Annotated in this window: 18 protein-coding genes; 10 read left to right on the forward strand and 8 right to left on the reverse strand. The window is 67.7% G+C overall.

The window, feature by feature from the left end; translation table 11 throughout:
* Positions 1-109: 109 nt before the first annotated feature.
* The gene (locus J2X52_RS01005) at positions 110-1,423 is read right to left on the reverse strand and encodes a sigma-54 dependent transcriptional regulator (protein WP_310147530.1); all 1,314 of its coding nucleotides are present in this window, start codon (positions 1,421-1,423) and stop codon (positions 110-112) included.
* A gap of 204 nt (positions 1,424-1,627) precedes the next feature.
* Here J2X52_RS01005 and J2X52_RS01010 point away from each other — a divergent pair, with 204 nt between their 5' ends.
* The 3 genes from J2X52_RS01010 to J2X52_RS01020 all read left to right on the forward strand — a co-directional run bounded on the left by J2X52_RS01010 (position 1,628) and on the right by J2X52_RS01020 (position 4,451).
* Positions 1,628-2,722, forward strand: a complete 1,095-nt coding sequence (locus J2X52_RS01010) for a PA0069 family radical SAM protein (protein ID WP_310147532.1) — start codon at positions 1,628-1,630, stop codon at positions 2,720-2,722.
* Positions 2,723-2,952: 230 nt separating this feature from the next.
* Positions 2,953-4,020 (forward strand): ATP-binding protein, encoded by a 1,068-nt coding sequence (locus tag J2X52_RS01015; protein WP_310147534.1) that lies wholly within the window; start codon positions 2,953-2,955, stop codon positions 4,018-4,020.
* A complete protein-coding gene (locus J2X52_RS01020; RefSeq protein ID WP_310147535.1) occupies positions 4,017-4,451 on the forward strand; it encodes a response regulator in 435 nt (144 codons plus the stop codon). Before J2X52_RS01015 ends, J2X52_RS01020 begins: the two co-directional genes overlap by 4 nt.
* A 58-nt stretch (positions 4,452-4,509) precedes the next feature.
* Here J2X52_RS01020 and J2X52_RS01025 read toward each other — a convergent pair whose 3' ends face one another.
* From J2X52_RS01025 to J2X52_RS01035, 3 genes are all read right to left on the reverse strand, one after another.
* Complete coding sequence (locus J2X52_RS01025) at positions 4,510-4,650, reverse strand: hypothetical protein (RefSeq protein WP_310147537.1); 141 nt, start codon at positions 4,648-4,650, stop codon at positions 4,510-4,512.
* Between the two features lie 644 nt (positions 4,651-5,294).
* On the reverse strand, positions 5,295-5,999 hold the full coding sequence (locus tag J2X52_RS01030) for a 2OG-Fe(II) oxygenase (RefSeq protein ID WP_310147539.1): 705 nt from the start codon (positions 5,997-5,999) through the stop codon (positions 5,295-5,297).
* Positions 5,996-7,030, reverse strand: coding sequence for a class 1 fructose-bisphosphatase (locus J2X52_RS01035; RefSeq protein WP_310147541.1), 1,035 nt, complete (start codon positions 7,028-7,030; stop codon positions 5,996-5,998). Before J2X52_RS01035 ends, J2X52_RS01030 begins: the two co-directional genes overlap by 4 nt.
* Before the next feature lie 164 nt (positions 7,031-7,194).
* Here J2X52_RS01035 and J2X52_RS01040 point away from each other — a divergent pair, with 164 nt between their 5' ends.
* Positions 7,195-8,400 (forward strand): amino acid aminotransferase, encoded by a 1,206-nt coding sequence (locus tag J2X52_RS01040; RefSeq protein ID WP_310147542.1) that lies wholly within the window; start codon positions 7,195-7,197, stop codon positions 8,398-8,400.
* Between the two features lie 168 nt (positions 8,401-8,568).
* On the opposite strand, the gene J2X52_RS01045 is transcribed toward J2X52_RS01040, so the two are convergent.
* From J2X52_RS01045 to J2X52_RS01055, 3 genes are read right to left on the reverse strand one after another with little or no spacing between them, the layout of a single operon-like run.
* A complete protein-coding gene (locus J2X52_RS01045) occupies positions 8,569-8,817 on the reverse strand; it encodes a hypothetical protein (RefSeq protein ID WP_310147544.1) in 249 nt (82 codons plus the stop codon).
* Positions 8,814-10,331 (reverse strand): carotenoid oxygenase family protein, encoded by a 1,518-nt coding sequence (locus J2X52_RS01050; RefSeq protein ID WP_310147546.1) that lies wholly within the window; start codon positions 10,329-10,331, stop codon positions 8,814-8,816. The genes J2X52_RS01045 and J2X52_RS01050 overlap by 4 nt, the downstream gene beginning before the upstream one ends.
* 25 nt (positions 10,332-10,356) lie before the next feature.
* A complete protein-coding gene (locus tag J2X52_RS01055) occupies positions 10,357-10,788 on the reverse strand; it encodes a DUF2141 domain-containing protein (RefSeq protein WP_310147548.1) in 432 nt (143 codons plus the stop codon).
* 34 nt (positions 10,789-10,822) lie between these two features.
* On the opposite strand from J2X52_RS01055, the gene J2X52_RS01060 reads away from it, so the two are divergent.
* From J2X52_RS01060 to J2X52_RS01075, 4 genes are all read left to right on the forward strand, one after another.
* On the forward strand, positions 10,823-12,037 hold the full coding sequence (locus tag J2X52_RS01060; protein WP_310148775.1) for a histidine kinase: 1,215 nt from the start codon (positions 10,823-10,825) through the stop codon (positions 12,035-12,037).
* Positions 12,034-12,672 carry a response regulator transcription factor gene (locus tag J2X52_RS01065; protein ID WP_310147550.1) on the forward strand — a complete coding sequence of 213 codons (639 nt, stop codon included), beginning with the start codon at positions 12,034-12,036 and terminating at the stop codon, positions 12,670-12,672. Before J2X52_RS01060 ends, J2X52_RS01065 begins: the two co-directional genes overlap by 4 nt.
* Positions 12,673-12,885: 213 nt before the next feature.
* Positions 12,886-13,341, forward strand: coding sequence for an azurin (gene azu / locus J2X52_RS01070; protein ID WP_310147552.1), 456 nt, complete (start codon positions 12,886-12,888; stop codon positions 13,339-13,341).
* Positions 13,341-15,473 (forward strand): TonB-dependent receptor, encoded by a 2,133-nt coding sequence (locus J2X52_RS01075; RefSeq protein WP_310147553.1) that lies wholly within the window; start codon positions 13,341-13,343, stop codon positions 15,471-15,473. The genes azu and J2X52_RS01075 overlap by 1 nt, the downstream gene beginning before the upstream one ends.
* A gap of 447 nt (positions 15,474-15,920) precedes the next feature.
* Here J2X52_RS01075 and phhA read toward each other — a convergent pair whose 3' ends face one another.
* Positions 15,921-16,823, reverse strand: coding sequence for a phenylalanine 4-monooxygenase (phhA, locus tag J2X52_RS01080; RefSeq protein WP_310147554.1), 903 nt, complete (start codon positions 16,821-16,823; stop codon positions 15,921-15,923).
* Between the two features lie 129 nt (positions 16,824-16,952).
* On the opposite strand from phhA, the gene J2X52_RS01085 reads away from it, so the two are divergent.
* Together J2X52_RS01085 and glnA are read left to right on the forward strand one after the other, a co-directional pair.
* Complete coding sequence (locus tag J2X52_RS01085; protein ID WP_310147555.1) at positions 16,953-17,426, forward strand: Lrp/AsnC family transcriptional regulator; 474 nt, start codon at positions 16,953-16,955, stop codon at positions 17,424-17,426.
* A 165-nt stretch (positions 17,427-17,591) separates the two neighbouring features.
* Positions 17,592-19,001 carry a type I glutamate--ammonia ligase gene (glnA, locus tag J2X52_RS01090; RefSeq protein ID WP_310147557.1) on the forward strand — a complete coding sequence of 470 codons (1,410 nt, stop codon included), beginning with the start codon at positions 17,592-17,594 and terminating at the stop codon, positions 18,999-19,001.
* The last annotated feature ends 222 nt before the right edge of the window (positions 19,002-19,223 follow it).

Raw genomic sequence — 19,223 nt, forward strand, 5'->3', positions numbered from 1 at the left:
GCGCGCAGGCCGCGCTGCTGTCTGTAGGAGCGCGCTTGCGCGCGATGGCGCTTTCCCGGTACAGCGCGTCGCGCGCAAGCGCGCGCCTACAGGAAGACGCAGTTCGGCCTCAGCGGAACGCGTCCAGCGACACGCCGTGCTTGCGGCACAGCCGGTAGATCGTCACGCGCGACACGCTGAGCCGGCGCGCGCTCGCACTGACGTTGCAGCCGGTCGCGCGCAACGCGTCCAGCAGTGCATCGCGTTCGGTCCGGTCGCGATGATGGTCCAGCGCGACGATCTGTGCGTTCGACTGTCCGAGCTGTAGATCCGCGGGTTCGATCAACGCATGCTCGGCGACCACTGCCGCGCGACGCACGCGATTGAGCAGCTCGCGCACATTGCCAGGCCATGCGTGCTGGCGCAGGCACTGCCGCGCCGCGGCGCTGAAGCCGCGCGCCTGCACCGCGTGACCGGCGCGGAATTCATCAAGGAACTGGCGGGCGAGCAGTTCGACATCGGCGCCACGTGCGCGCAACGGCGGCAGCTGCAGGCGCAGCACGTCGAGGCGGTAGTACAGATCCTGGCGGAACCGGCCCGCGGCGATCGCCGCGTCCAGATCCACGTGCGTCGCGGCGAGCACGCGCACATCGACCCGGATTGCATGATTGCTGCCGACGCGTTCGATCGTGCCTTCCTGCAGCACGCGCAGAAGATTGGTCTGCGCATCGAGCGGCAGGTCGCCGATCTCGTCGAGGAACACGGTGCCGCCATCGGCCGATTCGAACAGGCCCATGCGCCGGGCCGCCGCGCCGGTGAACGCGCCACGCTCGTGGCCGAACAGTTCCGACTGCACCAGCGTCGGCGAGATCGCGCCGCAGTTCATCGCCACAAATGGACGCGTGCGCCGGCTGGACAGATCATGCAGCGCATGCGCGGCGAGCTCCTTGCCGGTGCCGGACTCACCGGTGATCAGCACCGGCAGTTCGACATCGGCGTAGCGATGCAGCAGTGCACGTACGCCGAGCATCGCCGCGCTCTCGCCGCCGACGCTGGCGGTGTCGCGCCGCGGACGGCCGAGCAGCGTGGCGAGCGCGGCATCGAGCCGCTGCGAATCGAGAGGCCGCGGCAGGCGACCACCGCAGCGGGCCAGTACGCGCTGGCAGGCGGGATCGCCCGGGTCGAGCGTATCGTCGACCAGCGCCAGGCTCGGCAGGTCGGCGTGTTCGGCGAGGATGCGTTCGAACGCAGCCAGCCGTACGGCGTCCGCGCCGCGAAGATCCATCACCGCGATCACCAGATCACCGCCACGCATGCCGACCTGGATGCCGGCTTCTGGACAGGCGATGCGCAGATGCCAGCCACTGGCCGCGAACACCGTTTCGTCGCGTGCGCCGGGCGTTCCGAACCACACCGCGCAGCGTTGCACGCGAGGCGCCGTCATCGAGGCCACGGCGCGGCCCCACGCGGACGAGCGGACGCGCCGGCCAACGCCGGCATGTAACGGTCAAACATGCCCCTCTCCATTGGATGCCCCCCGCGTGTTGATCCTGAACAACGTCGGGAGCGTCCGAAGCCGGACAGGCGGGGCATGCGGATTCCCCGGGCGGTCGCAGGGGCTGAGACCGGCAGGGGTCAGACTGCCGGGATGAGTTCGCGCGCACCGCCTCCTGCTCCGGTCGCCCTGAAGGGACGCGGCAGCGCTTCGTGGGTCGCCGGACGCTTCGAGAAGCGGGCGGCCGTGGCCGAGGACGACGGGTGGGACGCCCTGCAGCTGCAGCAGGACGACGCGATCTCGCCGGCCACCGTGGTCACCGAGGAACGCGCGCGCAGCATCGTCAGCCGCAACACCTCCCCGGACATCAGCTTCTCGCAGTCGGTAAATCCCTACCGGGGCTGCGAGCATGGCTGCGTCTACTGCTTCGCCCGCCCTTCGCACGCCTATCTGGATCTCTCACCAGGCCTGGACTTCGAAACCCGCCTGTTCGCCAAGACCAACGCCGCTGAGCGCCTGCGCGCCGAGTTCGCCCGCCCCGGCTATGTCTGCTCGCCGATCGCGCTGGGCATCAATACCGACGGCTACCAGCCGATCGAGCGCCGCTACGGGCTCACCCGGTCGCTGATCGAGGTCATGGCCGAGGCCCGGCACCCCTTCAGCATCGTCACCAAGAGCGCCAACGTGGTGCGGGATCTCGACCTGCTGGCGCCGATGGCGGCCGAGGGCCTGGTCACGGTGCACTTCTCGGTCACCTCGCTCGACAACCGTCTCTCGGCCCGCATGGAGCCGCGCGCGGCCGCCCCGCACGCGCGGCTGCGCGCGATGCGGACGCTGGCCGATGCCGGCGTGCCGGTTGGCGTGCTGGTCGCGCCCGTCGTTCCGGCGATCACCGACCATGAGCTGGAAGCGATTCTCGGTGCCGCCCGCGACGCCGGCGCCGGCAGCGCCGGCTATGTGCTGCTGCGCTTGCCCAACGAACTCAAGGCGGTGTGGCGGGAATGGCTGGAACTGCATTACCCCGAGCGCGCTGCGCACGTCATGAGCCTGTTGCAGCAACTGCACGGTGGCCGCGACTACGACAGCACCTTCGGCCATCGCATGCGCGGGCAAGGACCGTTCGCCGACCTGATCGCCGCGCGTTTTGCCCGGGCCAAGCGCGCGAACGGCTTCGCGCGCCTGCCGCCGCTGCGCACCGACCGGTTCGTGCCGCTGCGCCGTGCCTCGCCACAGGGCGAGCTGTTCTAGGGAAGGTCTGAACAATTTGGCCTCTGGCCGTCCCACGAGGCCGGGAATCCAGCGTCTTTGGTTTTCAAAGGCTTGAAGTCACTGGATGACCGGACATGCGTCCGTTGAAAGCTGCGGGGATGACGGCAGTTGTTCAGACGTTCCCTAGCGTCGCGTTCACGACGCCTGCACCTGGCGTCAACGCGCGCGTCTTCTACACTGCGCGGTCCCGCGTCAGACCTGCCGTCGCAATGTCCGAGACCGCCCTACTGCGGAATGCCGCCGAAGCCGGCATTTCCGTGGACCTGATCGACCAACTGCCCACTGGCCTCGCCGTGCTGGCGGCCGATGGGCAATGGCTGCGGGCGAACACCGCACTCGGCGCCTTGTGCGCGGTGGACCCGGATGCATTGACCGGCCGCGCCGCCCACCACACGCATCTCCCGGCGCTCGCCGCGCGCATCGACGACGCACTTGCCCGGTTTCCAGACGCCGATGCCGCCCTCCGCGATGTCGTGGTCGCCGACGACCGCGCCGGTCGTCACCTGCGCCTGAGCCTGCAACCGCTGGCCGACGGCACCGCGTTGCTGCAGCTGCACGACGACAGCGCGTTGAAGGCGCTCGAAGCCCAGCAGGAAACCCTGGCCTTCGGCATTTCGCACGAACTGCGTGCGCCGGTGCGCGCGATCGAACAGTTCGCGCGCCGTCTGCTCGCGCAGGACGGCGCCGGCGATCCGCAGACCACGCGCGACCACCTCCAGCGGATCCAGCAGGCATCCGGACACGCCGGCGGACTTATCGACGCCCTGCTCGAGACCATGCGGGCCTCCCGTCCGCCGCGCGGGGCGACGGCGGTCGACATCAGCCTGCTCGGCGACTGGATCTGCGCCGAACTCCAGGATGCCGAACCCGGACGCACTGCCGAGATCGACATCGCCCCGGACCTTTGGGCCTGGGGCGACGAACACGCGCTCAAGCAGATGCTCGGCAAGTTGATGCACAACGCCTGGAAGTTCTCCGCCCAGCGGGACGCGGTGTGCATCACCCTGGAGGGTGAGCGCGTCGGGAACCGCCTGCAGCTACGCCTGCGCGACGCCGGGCGCGGTTTCGACATGCGTTATGCTGAACGACTGTTCGTCCCGTTCAGGCGCCTGCACAGTGCCGACGACGGCGCCGGACATGGTCTCGGCCTGGCCATCGCCCAGCAACTGGCGCGTGCGCAGGGCGGACACATCCGCGTGGAATCGGAACCGGACGCCGGCACCACCTTTTTCATCGAACTGCCGGCGGTGCCGGACGAGGACGCAGCCGCGCCATGAGCGACCACACGATCCTGCTGATCGAAGACAACCCCGACGACGCCGAACTGACCCGCATCGCCTTCGCCGAAGCGGCCATCGACAGCCAGCTGGTGGTGGTCGGTGACGGCGCCGAGGCGCTCGACTACCTGTTCGCCCAAGGCACGTACGCGGCGCGCGATGCGGCCGACCTGCCGTCGATCGTGCTGCTCGATCTCAACCTGCCCAAGCTCGACGGCCGCGAAGTTCTGCAGGCCCTGCGCGCGAATCCCGCGACCCGCGGTTTGCCGGTCGTCGTGCTGACCACCAGCACTGAGCCCTTCGACGTCGAGGCCAGCTACGCGCTGGGCGTCAACAGCTATATCCGCAAGCCGGTGGACTTCAAGCAGTTTGTCGAGGTGGTGAAGCAGATCGGGCTGTACTGGCTGGTGTTGAATCACCCGCGGGGGTGATGGTGTTGTTTCCGGGGTCGACTGCTGAGGCGATCGGGCTCAGCTGAGGCGAGCAACTTCAGATCGCAATACGTGTGCGCTGTTTTGGGCGCGCACGGACAAGACGCGTTTCTGCTTTTGCCTTGGCTTCTGTTTTTGCTTTTGCTCGGCTCTGGCTCTGGTTCTTGATCTCAATCGAGCCGTAAAGCGAGCCGAGCATCGCAGGGCGACGGGGTCGAAGAGCAGCCCATGTCTGAGCGCAGCGAGTTTGGGCTGCGTGCCCCGTCGACCGAGAAGCGCAGGGGACCGGCGCGGCGCAGCCGTGTCGGATCGCGTCCGGCGAAGACGGTTTTGCTTACTTTTGCCAAGACAAAAGTAAGCCGCGCGACAGCGCGGAAGCCCTGTCTTTGATCTTCGCCTTGCGATTGATCTTTTGCTTCGAACATCAAGGTCGCAAAGCGACAAGCGAAGAAGCTTGAGCAAGTGCAGGGCTTTCGCCCGCTTGCGCGTGCGAGTCCCTTTTGGAAGGACCCAAAAGGAACCAAAAGGTCCCTTCGCCGGACGCGAGCCGATGCGATAGAGCCGCATCGGTGCCCTCCGCTCCTCGCCTGACGCGGCACGCAGCCCAAACTCGCTGCGCTCAGACATGGGCTGCTCTTCGGCCACGCCAGGCTCCGGTGCTCGGCTCGCTTTACGGCTCGATTTCAGATCAAGAGCCGAAAGCAAAAGCGGAAGCAGAAGCAAAAGCGGAAGCAAAAGCCGAGGCCGAAGCCTAGCTAAAGCATCCCTCACCCGATGCGCTGCGCGCATCGACCCCGGATCAAGTCCGGGGCAGGCTCTCTCCCGGAGGGAGAGGTGCTCGGATCAGCCGCCCCCGTACAAGGTCTCCGCCCGCTGGAACAGGATCCAGCTGGTCGCAATGCACTTGTCACCGTTCTGCGGCCGGTTGCCGCGATGCGTGTGGGTGAACGCGGTCGGCGCGATCAGCAGATCGCCGGTGCGCGGGGTGATCTTGCGTTGCTGGAACAGGAACTCGGTCTCGCCGGCGTCGAAGCCGTCGTTGAGATAGATCGTCCACAGCAGATGCCGGTGCAGGGTTTCGCCGCTGGCGTCGCGCGGGTACAGCTCGCAGTGCCAGTACGGGTAGCCGCCTTCGCCGGCCGCGTACCACTGCAGGTTGATCGCGCCCGGGCGCAGGCAGGTCTGCAGCAGGCCGCCGAGCCGCTGGTCATCCATCGACGGGAAGTCGTCGGCTTCCAGTCGGCGCAGTGCGCCATCGCTGCCAGGCTGCTGCAGCATCAGCGGGGCGATCAGGGTCTGCGGATACTTGCGCAGGTAGGCCATCAGGCCGGCGTAGACCGCGACATTGAGCTGTTGCACCACGTCGGCCCAGTCGGGGCGATCGTTGATCGACAGGTCGCGGCTGCGCTTGAGTTCGGGATAGACGCCGCCGCCGATCTCGCCGGCATGCAGGTCGGGGCTGGCCCGCAGACGCGCGACGATCGCCGCGCAGGCCTCGGCCGACAGCGCGCCCGGCGTGACTTCGATGAAATCGGCGGGCGTGCTCATGCCGCCTTGCTGTCGTGCTGCAAGTGATAGCGGGTCGCGATCTCCACTTCGTCCTTCGAGCCCAGGAACACCGGCACGCGCTGGTGCAGGGACGTCGGGGCGATGTCGAGGATGCGCTCGCGGCCGTTGGTCGCGGCGCCGCCGGCCTGCTCGACCAGCATCGCCATGGGATTCGCTTCGTACATCAGCCGCAGCTTGCCGGGCTTGGCCGGGTCCTTGCGGTCCCAGGGATAGATGAAGATGCCGCCACGGGTCAGGATGCGGTGCACGTCGCCGACCATCGCCGCCACCCAGCGCATGTTGAAGTCCTGGCCGCGGGGGCCGTCCCGGCCGGCGAGCAGATCGCCCACGTACGCCTGCGTCGGCGCTTCCCAGTGTCGTTGGTTCGACATGTTGATCGCGAACTCGCGGGTCTGCGCCGGAATGCGCATGTGGCCCGTCGTCAGCACGAACGAGCCCTGCTCGCGGTCCAGCGTGAACGCGTGGGTGCCGTGGCCGATGGTCAGCACCAGCATGGTGCTCGGGCCGTACAGGCAGTAGCCGGCGGCGACCTGGGTGTGGCCGGCCTGCAGGAAATCCTGGTCCTGCGCCGCGCTGACGCCTTCCGGGCAGCGCAGCACCGAGAAGATCGTGCCGACGCTGGCGTTGATGTCGATGTTGGAGCTGCCGTCGAGGGGGTCGAAGACCAGCAGGTAGTTGCCGCGCGGGAAGGCGTCGGGGATCTGCTGGCAATGCTCCATTTCCTCCGACGCGCATGCGGCCAGATGGCCGCCCCAGGCGTTGGCCTCGAGCAGGATCTCGTTGCTGATCACGTCGAGCTTCTTCTGCGCCTCGCCCTGCACATTGATGCTGTCACCGCCGCCGGCCGCTGCGGCCTCGCCCAGCACATCACCCAGTGCGCCCTTGCCCACGGCCACCGAGATGCGCTTGCAGGCGCGCGCCACCACTTCCAGCAGCAGGCGCAGATCCGGGGTCACATGGCCCGAGCGCTGTTCCTCGATCAGATGGCGGGTCAGGGAAATGCTGGGCATGTGCGGGCGGTCCTTGGCGTCGGGGACCGGCATTGTCGCGCCAAAGGCGATGGCTGTCCCACGACCAGGATCGCGCGGGTGGGCATGGGCCGGTATTCTGGACGGGTTTGGTCGCAGGCGACACGCGCGACCGGACCCTCCCTCCGTCGTGCAGGCAGTCTTACGTGTCCTCCTTTTTCGCGAACGTCGAACTCGTCCCCGGTGACCCCATCCTCGGCCTGACCGAGGCCTACAACGCCGATCCGCGTGCCACCAAGGTCAATCTGGGCGTCGGCATCTACTACGACGAGGCCGGCCGCATTCCCGTGCTCGACGCGGTGCGCGAAGTCGAACAGCGTCTCGCCGCCGAGGCCAAGCCGCGCGGCTACCTGCCGATCGACGGCATGCCCGACTACACCAGGACCACCCGCGAACTGCTGTTCGGCGTGGAGTCGCCGCTGCTGGCGGCCGGACGCGTCGCGACCACGCAGACCGTCGGCGGCAGTGGCGCACTGCGCACCGGCGCCGACCTGCTGAAGAAGGTGCTGCCGCACGCGACCATCGCGATCAGCAATCCCAGCTGGGAGAACCACCGCGCGGTGTTCGGCGCCGTCGGCTTCGAGGTCGTCGACTACACCTACTTCGACGCCGCCACGCACGGCGTCGATTTCGCCGGCATGCTCGCCGACCTGCGCACGCTCGAGGCCGGCACCGTGGTGCTGCTGCACGCCTGCTGCCACAACCCGACCGGCGCCGATCTCACCGTCGACCAGTGGCGTCAGGTCATCGAGGTGCTGCGCGAGCGCGAGTTGTTCCCCTTCATCGACATGGCCTACCAGGGCTTCGACCGGGGCATCGACGAAGACGCCGCGGCGGTGCGCCTGCTGGCCGAGTCGGGCATCGCGACCTTCGTCGTCGCCAGCTCGTATTCCAAGTCGTTCTCGCTCTACGGCGAGCGCGTCGGCGCACTGACCGTGGTCTCGGCCGATGCCGACGAGAGCAAGCGCGTGCAGTCGCAGATCAAGCGCATCATCCGCGCGAACTATTCCAGCCCGTCAACCCATGGCGCCGCCCTGGTCGCGGGTGTGCTCGGCAGCACCGAACTGCGCGCACGCTGGGAAACCGAACTGGGCCAGATGCGCGAGCGCATCCATGCCCTGCGCGCAGGCCTGGTCGAAAAGCTCGTCGCCAATGGCGCCCCCGAATTCGCCTTCATCAGCGAGCAGGCCGGCATGTTCTCGTACTCGGGCCTGAGCCGCGCCCAGGTGGATCGCCTGCGTGACGAGTTCGGGATTTACGCCGTCGGCACGGGGCGCATCTGCGTGGCCGCGTTGAGCCTGAAGAATCTGGATTACGTGGCCGAAGCGGTCGCGGCGGTCAGCCGCGGCTGATTGCTTCAAGCCCTCCGCCGCGTGCAGGGGCATTGCGGAGGGTTGGGCTAGGGCGATCCATCTGAACCTCGGATGGATGCGCGAATCGTCTGGCTGGATCCTGCGCTGCTCGCCCCTCCTGCGGAACGGCTTGACCCATGGTCCGCGTGAGCGCATCGACAAGACCGATCAGGTGCTGCGCCCTTTCGTGCGCAACCCCGGGCCCAGCTCGCGCGCCAGCAGCGCAAGCAGTGCACCCGGCGCGACGAACTGCACCGCAATCTGCACGCTGCGCCGGATCGTGAGTCGGATCGCCTCACGGACTTCGTCCCGCGCGATCCACGGATCAAAATCGTGCCAGCCGACCCACAGGCAGAGCATCAGGGCCGCGCACAGTGCGCCGATGCGCCACCAGCGCACAGGACGTGGCGCGATCACGCGGCCGCCTGCGCGAAATGTCCGTGGAACCCTAGCGGAAACGCATATGGCAGCCATGCGGTCGCGAGCGGGCCATCGTCGACATGCTGCGCGTCGAGCACCGCGATGCCGCTGCGGTCGCGCGCGTGGTCGAACAGGGTGCCGACCAGCCAGCCGTCATCCGGACGACTGCTGCCGGGACGCGGCACGAAAACGTGTTCCTCGGCGAGGATGTCGCGGCCGTAGCGGTGCAGCGCGTGCCGGCCGGTGGCGAGGTCGACCATCTGCACGGCGTTGAAGTAGGGCGCGCTCGCGTCACCGGCATTGGTCGGCATGTACAGGCGCGCGCCATGGTCGCTCGGCGCGCGTGGGTCCAGCATCGGAAACTCGACGCCGCCGATGCCGGTCTTGGCCCAGCGTGCACCGCCGCTGCGCATGTCCAGGCGCAGCTCCGCCAGGTCCGCCGGCGCGGCCGCACCCTCGTGGCCCAGCATCGCGGCGCGGTGCGGGGACCGGGCCTCCGAGACATCGGCATGGCGCATCGTGCGCACGACGATCTCGCCGTTGCGCTCGAATGCATCACCGAAGTGGTAGGCCATCGTGAAATCGACCTCGAAGCGACGCGCGATGCGGTCGGGTGCGGCCTTGTCGACCACCAACGCCGTGCACGCGCGCTGCGGCGCGAAGCGCATGCTCTCGAAGAACGCCCCGCCAGGGGTGTAGTCGAATGGGGTCAGCAGAAAGACCAGGTGCTGGTCGGTCTGCACGAAGGCGTGCAGATAGCCGGGTGCGTCCGTCTCCAGCACATGCGCGCCGCGCAGCGTCGCATCGGCGCCGATGTGCCACAGCAGCAGGCCTGCGCCGCCCATCATCGACAGCGACCCGAAGTTCCACCAGCTGCCATCGCGATCGCGCAGCGGATGCGCGGAGAACGGGAGTGCCTGCAGGTCCGGACGCCAGGTCATCGGCCCGATCGTGTCGAGCTGATCCGGGTCGAGTTCGAAGGCCGATCCCGCCTCGCTCAACGCGAACAGGCGGCCGCCGATGATCACCACCGACGTGTTGGCGGTACTGGCGTCATCGTTGTTGCGGATCGCCGCCGGCGCCGGAATCGTGGTGCCGGCCGCCGGTGTGTTGAAGCGGCCAGCACGCCGCTCGCGCTGGAATTTCGGCGTCTGCACCATGCGCCCGCGATGGGTCATCGTGCCACCGTCGAAGCGCCACCCATGCACCATGCCGTCGCCGTCGAACCAGTGTTCGTAGCGGAAGCCGTCGCGCTCGAACCAGGCCGGGCCGTTGCGGTACAGGGTGCCGGCGAAATCCGCCGGCAGACGGCCTTCGAGCTGCACCGTCGTCGGGCCGAAGGCCTCGGCCGAGACCTGGCGCCAGCCGGCCAGATACGGCCGCTCGCGCAGACCGGCAGCAAACTCGGCCGGGTCGCCGGCCAGGGCATCGCCACCGTGCAGCAGCGTCGGCCCGAGCGCGGCGACCGTGGCGCCCGAGAGCAGATTGCGGAGGAAGCGGCGACGATCCATGGCGGTCTCCTGGGCCACACGCGGATCAGCGGATCGTGACGTCGAGCGCCAGCGGGTCGGCGCCGATCTCGAATGCGGCTTCGTCGAAGGTCGGCTTGCGCAGCACCGGCGGGTTGTTACTGAAGCCGTAGCCCTCGACCGGCATGCCCATCAGATTGGTATCGAGCGTGCCGTTGCCGTTCTCGTCGTGGATCACCATCAAGGCGTACCGGCCGGGGGCAACGCCATCGAAGCGTACCCGGGTCACATCGCCCGCCGGTGCCAGCAGGCGCGCGGCGATCGGCGCGGCGCTGCCGGCGTAGCCCGCGGCGTCGACCAGCGCGACCTGGAACTGCCCGCTCGCGCTACGGGCTTCGCGAATGGACACGTCGAGGTTGCCAGCCTGTACCGGCGCGGCGATCGCGGCGACGGCCAGCAATGCGAAGGGCGTGATGAAGGAAGCGGGGATGCGGCGCATGGTGAGCTCCTGGCTGGGTGTGGCCGCAGTGTCGATGCCCCGCGGGCCGGCGCCAGCTGCCGGTGGTCATCGATCCGCAGTGCCGGAAGTCACCTTCTGCGTCCGGGCCATTGCCGCGCGCAGCAGCGGCCGTCAGCATGCGCCCATGAACCGTCGGCGCCTGCTCAACCCGCTCAACTTCGCCGCGCTGCTGACGATCGCCGCGGTCGCGCCGTCGATGCGGCTCTACGATGCGGACCACCGCGCGCTGGCATGGGCGTTGCTGGCCGCGTTCTCGCTCGGCTTCCTGTCGCTGTCGGTCTGGCCGCCGAGGCTGCGCTGGGCCGAACATCTTGTGATCGGGCTGCTCCCGGTGATCGCGCTGGTGCTGATCGGCCTGGACGCGCGGGCCGGTGCGGTGCAGGTGCTGCTGGTGATCTGGGCGGCGGTCGCGTTCGCCGACTGGCCGACACGGCAGGCGGTGGCCGCGGTGATCGTGGTCGACATCGTCTACTACGTGCTGCTGCGCCACATGGGCGATTTCCGCGCGCCGCTGCAGATCGTGCTGAGCTTCGCGGGCTTCCAGGCCTTCGCCGCGCTGTGCATGTATTACGCACGTAGCGCCGAGCACGCCCGCGATGCACTCTCGCGCGTCAATGCCGACCTGCTGGCCACGCGCGCGCTGCTAGCCGACAGCGCCCGCGACGCCGAACGCTTGCGCGTGGCGCGCGAACTGCACGACGTCGCCGGCCACAAGCTCACCGCGATGCGCCTCAACCTGCGCGCGCTGGCGGATGAGCCGGCGTTCGCCGACCACCCGCAGCTGCGCATCGCCGAACAGCTGTCGGGCGAACTGCTCGGTGATATCCGCAATGTGGTGCAGGCCTTGCGCGACAGCGGCGGTCTCGATCTCGCAACCGCCTTGCGTGCGCTCGCCGCGCCGATGCCGCGTCCGCGCCTGCGGCTCACCATCGCCGACGACGTACGCGTGTCCGATCCCGCGATCGCTGAAGCGGTGTTGCGACTGGTACAGGAGGCGCTGACCAATGCTGCGAAGCACGCCGATGCGGACACGCTCGATGTCACTCTGCATCGCAATGGCGACCTGTTGTACGTCACCATCGAAGACGACGGACGCATGCGCGAGGGCTGGCGCGAGGGCAACGGCATTGCCGGCATGCGCGAACGCCTCGCCGCATTGCAGGGCCGCGTGCGGCTGGTGCGCAATCCCAGCGGCGCGATGCGCATCGATGCGGAGCTGCCGGCGTGAGCGCGTTGCCGGTCCGTGTCGCGCTCGCGGACGACCAGGCGCTGGTCCGCGCCGGCCTACGCGCGCTGCTCGAACGCCACGGCATCGTGATCGTGTTCGAGGCCGACTCGGGCACGACGCTGCTCGAGCAGCTCGCCTCGAATCCGGTCGATGTGGTGCTCAGCGACATCCGCATGCCCGGCCTCGACGGCATCGAAGCGCTGACCGCGCTGCGCGCACGCGGCGACACGACACCGGTGTTGCTGCTGACCACCTTCGACGACAGCGACCTGCTGCTGCGCGCGACCGATGCCGGCGCCCAGGGCTTCCTGCTCAAGGACGCCGCGCCCGAGGATCTGCGCGACGCGATCGCGCGCGTTGCTGCCGGGGAAACATTGCTGCAACCGGTCAGTACCGAACCGGTGCGCGCGCGCTATCGCTTCCACGACGACCACGCCCCGCGCGAAACCTTCACCGAACGCGAGATCGCGATCCTGCGCCTTCTGGCCGGCGGCTATTCCAACAAGGAGATCGCCCGCAGCCTGTTCCTCGCCGAAGGCACGGTGAAGAACTACGTGTCGGCGATCCTCGAAAAACTCGGCACGCGTGATCGCACGCGTGCGGTGCTGAAGGCGATCACGTTGCAGGTGATCTGAGGCCGGCGTTTCCCCGACGTGACTCCGGTGCTCGTCGCCCCAGCGTACGGTGGGGCGACGGTATGCAGTGCTGTGGGTCTATCGAGCGCAACCGCGCAGCTGCTGTAACAAGCCTCGCTGCGACATTCCGTCCCGGGCCGTTCACGCCTGCGTTTGCGACAATGCGCGACGCGATGCGTCGCATCGCACGCCTCACTTCCCCACGGAGATGTCATGCCGAACCGCGCTTTGCGCGGCGCGCTCGCGCTGCTGCTGTTGTTGCCTGCCACCGGCGCGTTCGCGCGCACCTGCGACCTGTCGATCGGCAGCAACGATGCGATGCGCTTCGACAAGTCCGAACTGCGTGTCGCCGCCGATTGCACCCAGGTGCGTCTCACCCTGCGTCATACCGGTCGCCAGATGGCTGCAGCAATGGGTCACAACTGGGTGCTGACCCGGACTGCAGACTATCGCCCGGTCGCGATCGCCGGTGGTCGCGGGAATCTCGCCGGCAGCTATCTGCCCGCCGGCGACACGCGCGTCATCGCACACACGAAAGTCATCGGTGGCGGCGAGACGACGACCATCACCTTCCCCACCGCCGGTCTGACGCGCGGCGGTGACTACACCTTCTTCTGTTCGTTCCCCGGCCACTGGAACGTGATGCGCGGCAAGCTGGTGTTCGGCTGATGCGCGCGGCCCCCACCGCGCTGGCAATCGCGCTGTCGCTGGTCCTGCTCTCGCCCGGCTTCGCGCATGCGCAGGCGGCGAGCGATGCGCCCACCACACTCGAACGCGTGCGCGTCGATGCGACGCGCCTGCGTGGCGTCAGCGATTTCGACACGCCGGCCTCGGTCGATGCGATCCGCCTGGGCGACGCGGACAGCAACCGCGCCGGCACCGTCGCGTCCGAACCGCTGTCGGGCGTGCCGGGTATGCTCGCGCGCGACCGGCAGAACCACGCGCAGGACACACAGCTGTCGATTCGCGGATTCGGTGCGCGCTCCACGTTCGGCGTGCGCGGCGTACGGCTGTTCGCCGATGGCATCCCCGCGTCGATGCCGGATGGTCAGGGCCAGCTCTCGCATTTCAGTCTGGTCGGCGGCGACCGCATCGAGATCATGCGCGGGCCGTTCTCGGCGCTGTACGGCAATTCCTCCGGCGGCGTCGTGCAGCTGTGGAGCGCTGACGGACAGCCCGGCGATCCCTGGCGCTTCAAGGCCAGCCAAGGGCGCGACAACACGACCAGCCTGTCGACGCAGCTGCGTGGTGGCACGGAGGCGGTCGGCTACAACCTCGCGCTGTCGCGCTTCGACACCGACGGCTGGCGCGACCACAGCGCCGCGCGACGCGACTCGGCGAACGCGAAGCTGCGCTTCGATTTCGGCGATCGGCGCCGCCTGGATCTGGTCGCCAACCATGTCGACATCGACGCGCAGGATCCGCTCGGCCTGACCGCTGCGCAGGTCCGCGAGAACCCGCGCCAGGTCGCCGCGGTCGCGCGCCAGTTCGACACGCGCAAGACCGTGCGCCAGAGCCAGGCCGGCGCGGTCTACGAACACGGCATCGGCGATGCGCAGACGCTGCGTGCGATGGCCTACGGTGGTGAACGCGCGGTCGTGCAGTACCTGCCGATTCCGCCTGCCGCGCAGGCCAATCCGCTGAACTCGGGCGGCGTCATCGATCTCGACAATAGTTACGGCGGCCTCGACCTGCGCTGGAGCTGGGAAGGCACGCTGGCCGGGCGTCCGCTCGAGGCGACCGTCGGCGCGAACGCCGATCGGCAGCGTCAGGACCGCCAGGGCTTCGAGAATTTCGTCGGCGACGCGTTGGGCGTGCGCGGGCGGCTGCGACGCGACGAGCGCAACACCGTCGAGAACCGCGACCAGTTCGCGCAGCTCTACTGGACCTTCGCGCCGCGCTGGTCGCTGCTGGCCGGCGTGCGGCACAGCGAGGTGGAGTTCGTCTCGCGCGATGCCTTCGTGACCGCGAGCAATCCCGACGACAGCGGCCGCATCGCGTTCCGCCAGACCTCGCCGGTGGCCGGCGTCACGTTCGCGCCGCGCGAGGATCTGCGCGTGTACGCGTCGGCCGGACGCGGCTTCGAGACGCCGACCTTCAACGAACTCGGCTACCGCGCCGACGGTGGCGCCGGGCTCGCCTTCGATCTCGCGCCGGCGGTCAGCGACAACCTCGAGATCGGCACGAAGTGGCAAGCGCGTTCGGGCACCGCGCTCAACGCCGCGCTGTTCCGCGCCGACACCGACGACGAGCTCGCCGTCGCGCGCAATGTCGGCGGCCGCAGCAGTTTCCAGAACATCGGTCGCGCGCGCCGCCAAGGCGCCGAGCTCTCGTTGCGTCAGCCACTGGGCGCGTCGTTCGATCTGAGCGTCGCCGCGACCTGGCTCGATGCGACCTTCCGCGATGACTATCTCGTCTGCACCGGTGCGGGCTGCACCGTGCCGGCCACGCCGGTCGCCGCAGGCGCGCGCATTCCGGGCGTCCCGGCGCGCCAGCTGTTCGCGCGGCTCGACTGGAGCGGCGGGCCGTGGAGCGCAGCGATCGAAGGTGTCGGCGTGGGTGACGTCGTCGTCGACGATCTCGCGACCGGGCGCGCGGCCGGCTACGCGCTCGTACATCTCGAGGGCGCACGCCGCTGGCGGTTCGATGCGGGCGAGCTGCGGACCTTCGTGCGCGTCGACAACGTGCTCGACCACGCCTACATCGGCTCGGTGATCGTCAACGAAGGTAACGGCCGGTTCTACGAGCCGGGCCCGGGACGTGGGCTGATGGTGGGGGCGCAGTGGAGTTGGAATCGGTGAGGCAAGGGTTTCGCTGCGCTCTGCCCGTCCTACGAACGCGTGCATGCACTGACGCGCTAAGCCTCGCCACAATGTTCGTCATTCCGGCGAACGCCGGAATCCAGTGACTGTGTCGTTGCGCTGCGGAGATGGCGAATTCCGACATCGCGTTCCGAGCGACTGGATGACTGGACCTTCGTCCGTTGAGAATCCGGCGTTCGCCGGAATGACTGTGCTCCGAGCTCAAAGCGCCGCGGAATTGATCGGGCGCCGTCTATGTGAAAAGCGATCGTCGTCTAAGAGGCTTTCAACAGACGCATGTCTGGTCGAGCGGGGATCCATGTTCGCGGCGATCCATCAGTTCGCTTTGAGCCGCAAGATCAAAATGGGCCCCAGCTTCCGCTGGGGCGACGGGTCACGCAGTCGTGCGCCCTCTCTCAAGGTCTGCGCAACAGCTGACTCCATCAATCAAACATCGCCACCCGCCGTCCAGCCCTCGCCCGTGCCGCGATAGAACACGCGATCCTCCTCGCGCACAGTCCCCGCACCCACCGTGTCCTGCTCTGCCAGGCGCGCATAGATCGGGGTGAAATCCGGGCCGGTCGCGTCCATCAGCTGTTCGAAGCTGTCGATGACGAAGTAGGTCTTCTGGTAGGTGTCGATGCGGTAGCGCGTGCGCATGATGCGCTCCAGATCAAAGCCGATCCGGTTGGGCGCATCCGAATCCAGCGAGTAGATCGACTCGCCCTTCGACGACACGATGCCGGCGCCGAAGATGCGCAGGCCATCGGCCTGCTGGATCAGGCCGAACTCCACCGTGTACCAGTACAGCCGGGTCAGGCTCTGCAGTGCATCCGGGCCGATGCCGTGCGCCTTGACGCCGCCCTTGCCGTAGGCCTCCATGTAATCGGCGAACACCGGATTCATCAGCAGCGGCACATGGCCGAACAGGTCGTGGAAGAGATCGGGTTCTTCGATGTAGTCGATCTGGTCCGGGCGACGAATCCACCACGTCACCGGAAAGCGGCGGTTGGCGAGATGGTCGAAGAAGTCGAGTTCCGGCAGCAGGCCTTCGACGCCGAGCAGGGTCCAGCCGGTGGCGGCTTCGAGCACCTCGTTGAGTTCGGTGAACTTCGGAATCGCGTCCGGGGTCATGCCCATCGCGTCCTGCGCCTGCAGGAATTCGTCGCAGGCACGGCCGACCAACAGTTCGCGCTGGCGCGCATAGAGCGTGGCCCAGGTCGCGTGGTCATCGGCGCTGTAGGTGTCCCAGGGCTGCTCGACGATGCCGGTGGCGTAGACCGGCACCCTGCCCTTGTCGGTCTGCAGGTTCTCGACGCGGCGTGGGACGTTCGATGGCTGGGCGGACATGGCGACTCCAGTGGATTTCCTTGATCCACGACGATAGCGCCGTTTCGCTGCAACAGGCTTGCGTGATTGCGCGCCCAGGCCGTATACGCGCAATAATCTTGCGCATATCCGCAATTCAGGACAACGAGAATGGCTGCTGCCGATCTCGACCGCACCGACCTGCTGCTGCTGGCCGAGCTCCAGCGCAATGGTCGACTCACTAACGCCGACCTGGCCGAGCGTATCCACCTGTCGCCCTCGGCCTGTTTGCGGCGGGTGCAGCGGCTGGAGCGCGACGGGGTGATTGCCGGTTACCGCGCCGATGTCAGTGCCGAACGCCTGGGCCTGGGACTGCAAGCCTTCGTGCGCGTCCAGCTCAAGCACCACGACAGTGCCGCGGTCGCCGGCTTCGCCGCCCTGGTCAACGGCTGGGAGGAGGTGATCGCCTGTCACGCGCTGACCGGCGACATGGACTACCTGCTGCAGGTGATCGTGCGCGATCTCGAACACTTCTCGCGCTTCCTGCTCGATCGCCTGCTCAACCAGCCGGCAGTGGAGGATGTGAACTCGAGTTTCGTGCTGCGCACGGTCAAGGCGGACCGAGGCCTGCCCCTGCCCAGCTGAAGCACCATTGAGGTGCAAACGCAGGAATAACGCACCAACCACGTACGTGAATTGGCGGGGGTCCGCGGCGCGAAACGTTTAACCGCTTGATTTCATTGGTTCTAGGCTGTTGGCACGGCGATTGCGTAAGTCAGGAACACAATCAACACGCAAGGCAGTCGCTCCATGTCTACCGACAATCTCGAAAAGCTGATCAAGGACCACAAGATCGAGTTCATCGATCTGCGGTTCACCGATATGCGCGGCGTGCAGCACCACGTCACGTTCCCGAAGTCGATCATCGAGCCCGGCCTGTTCGAAGACGGCAAGATGTTCGACGGCTCGTCGATCAGCGGCTGGAAGGGCATCCAGAACTCCGACATGGTGCTGTTGCCCGACGCGTCCACCGCGTTCGTCGATCCGTTCACCTCCGATCCGACGCTGGTCATCACCTGCGACATCCTCGACCCGACCACGATGCAGTCGTATGAGCGCGACCCGCGCGGCATCGCCAAGCAGGCCGAGGCGTTCCTGAAATCCAGCGGCATCGCCGATCAGGCGTTCTTCGGCCCCGAGCCCGAATTCTTCATCTTCGATTCGGTGCGCTACGCGAATGAGATGGGCCATACCTTCTTCCATATCGAATCCGAAGAAGCGCACTGGAGCTCGTCCAAGGAATACGAAGGCGGCAACAGCGGCTATCGTCCCGGTATCAAGGGCGGCTATTTCCCGGTCGCACCGCTCGACTCGCTGCACGACATCCGCGCCGAGATGTGCAAGACGCTGGAACAGGTCGGCATCGAGGTCGAAGTGCACCATCACGAAGTCGCGAACGCGGGCCAGTGCGAGATCGGCACGCGCTTCAACTCGCTGGTCAAGAAGGCCGACGAGCTGCAGACGATGAAGTACATCATCAAGAACGTCGCGTTCCGCAACGGCAAGACCGCGACCTTCATGCCCAAGCCCATCGTCGGCGACAACGGCAGCGGCATGCACGTGCACCAGAGCCTGGCCAAGGGCGGCACCAACCTGTTCACCGGTGACGGCTACGGCGGCCTGAGCCAGACGGCGCTGTGGTACATCGGCGGCATCTTCAAGCACGCCCGCGCGATCAACGCCTTCTCCAACGCGTCGACCAACTCCTACAAGCGTCTGGTGCCGGGCTTCGAAGCGCCGGTGATGCTGGCCTACTCGGCGTCGAACCGCTCGGCCTCCTGCCGCATTCCGTACGTGGCGAACCCGAAGGCGCGCCGCATCGAGATGCGCTTCCCCGATCCGATGCAGTCCGGCTATCTGACCTTCGCCGCGCTGATGATGGCGGGTCTGGACGGCATCAAGAACCAGATCGATCCGGGCGGCCCGAGCGACAAGGATCTCTACGACCTGCCGCCCGAGGAAGAGAAGAACTTCCCGACCGTCTGCCACTCGCTGGACCAGGCACTCGACGCGCTCGACAAGGACCGCGACTTCCTCAAGGCCGGCGGCGTGTTCTCCGACGACTTCATCGATGCCTACATCGCGCTGAAGATGAAGGAAGTCACCGCGTTCCGCGGCGCGACCCACCCGCTCGAGTACCAGATGTACTACGCGATCTGACGCACTCCGGGGCTGGCCATTGGCCGGCCCCGATTCGTTTCCACCGCCGAAGCGGCGGCGCCTCCCTCCCCCACGGTGGGCGGCACTGCCGGCAGGCGCACGGAGTCCGGGATTCAACCGATGGATCGGAGAGCGGCCGCTCAGGCGCCATAGAGCGTCGGTCGCGGCGACGGCAGCCAGGGGGCACGCCGGCGTCGAATGCTCCACCTGCGAAAAGAAGAA

This window comes from Luteimonas sp. 3794 (assembly GCF_031456825.1).
Lineage (GTDB): Bacteria > Pseudomonadota > Gammaproteobacteria > Xanthomonadales > Xanthomonadaceae > Luteimonas.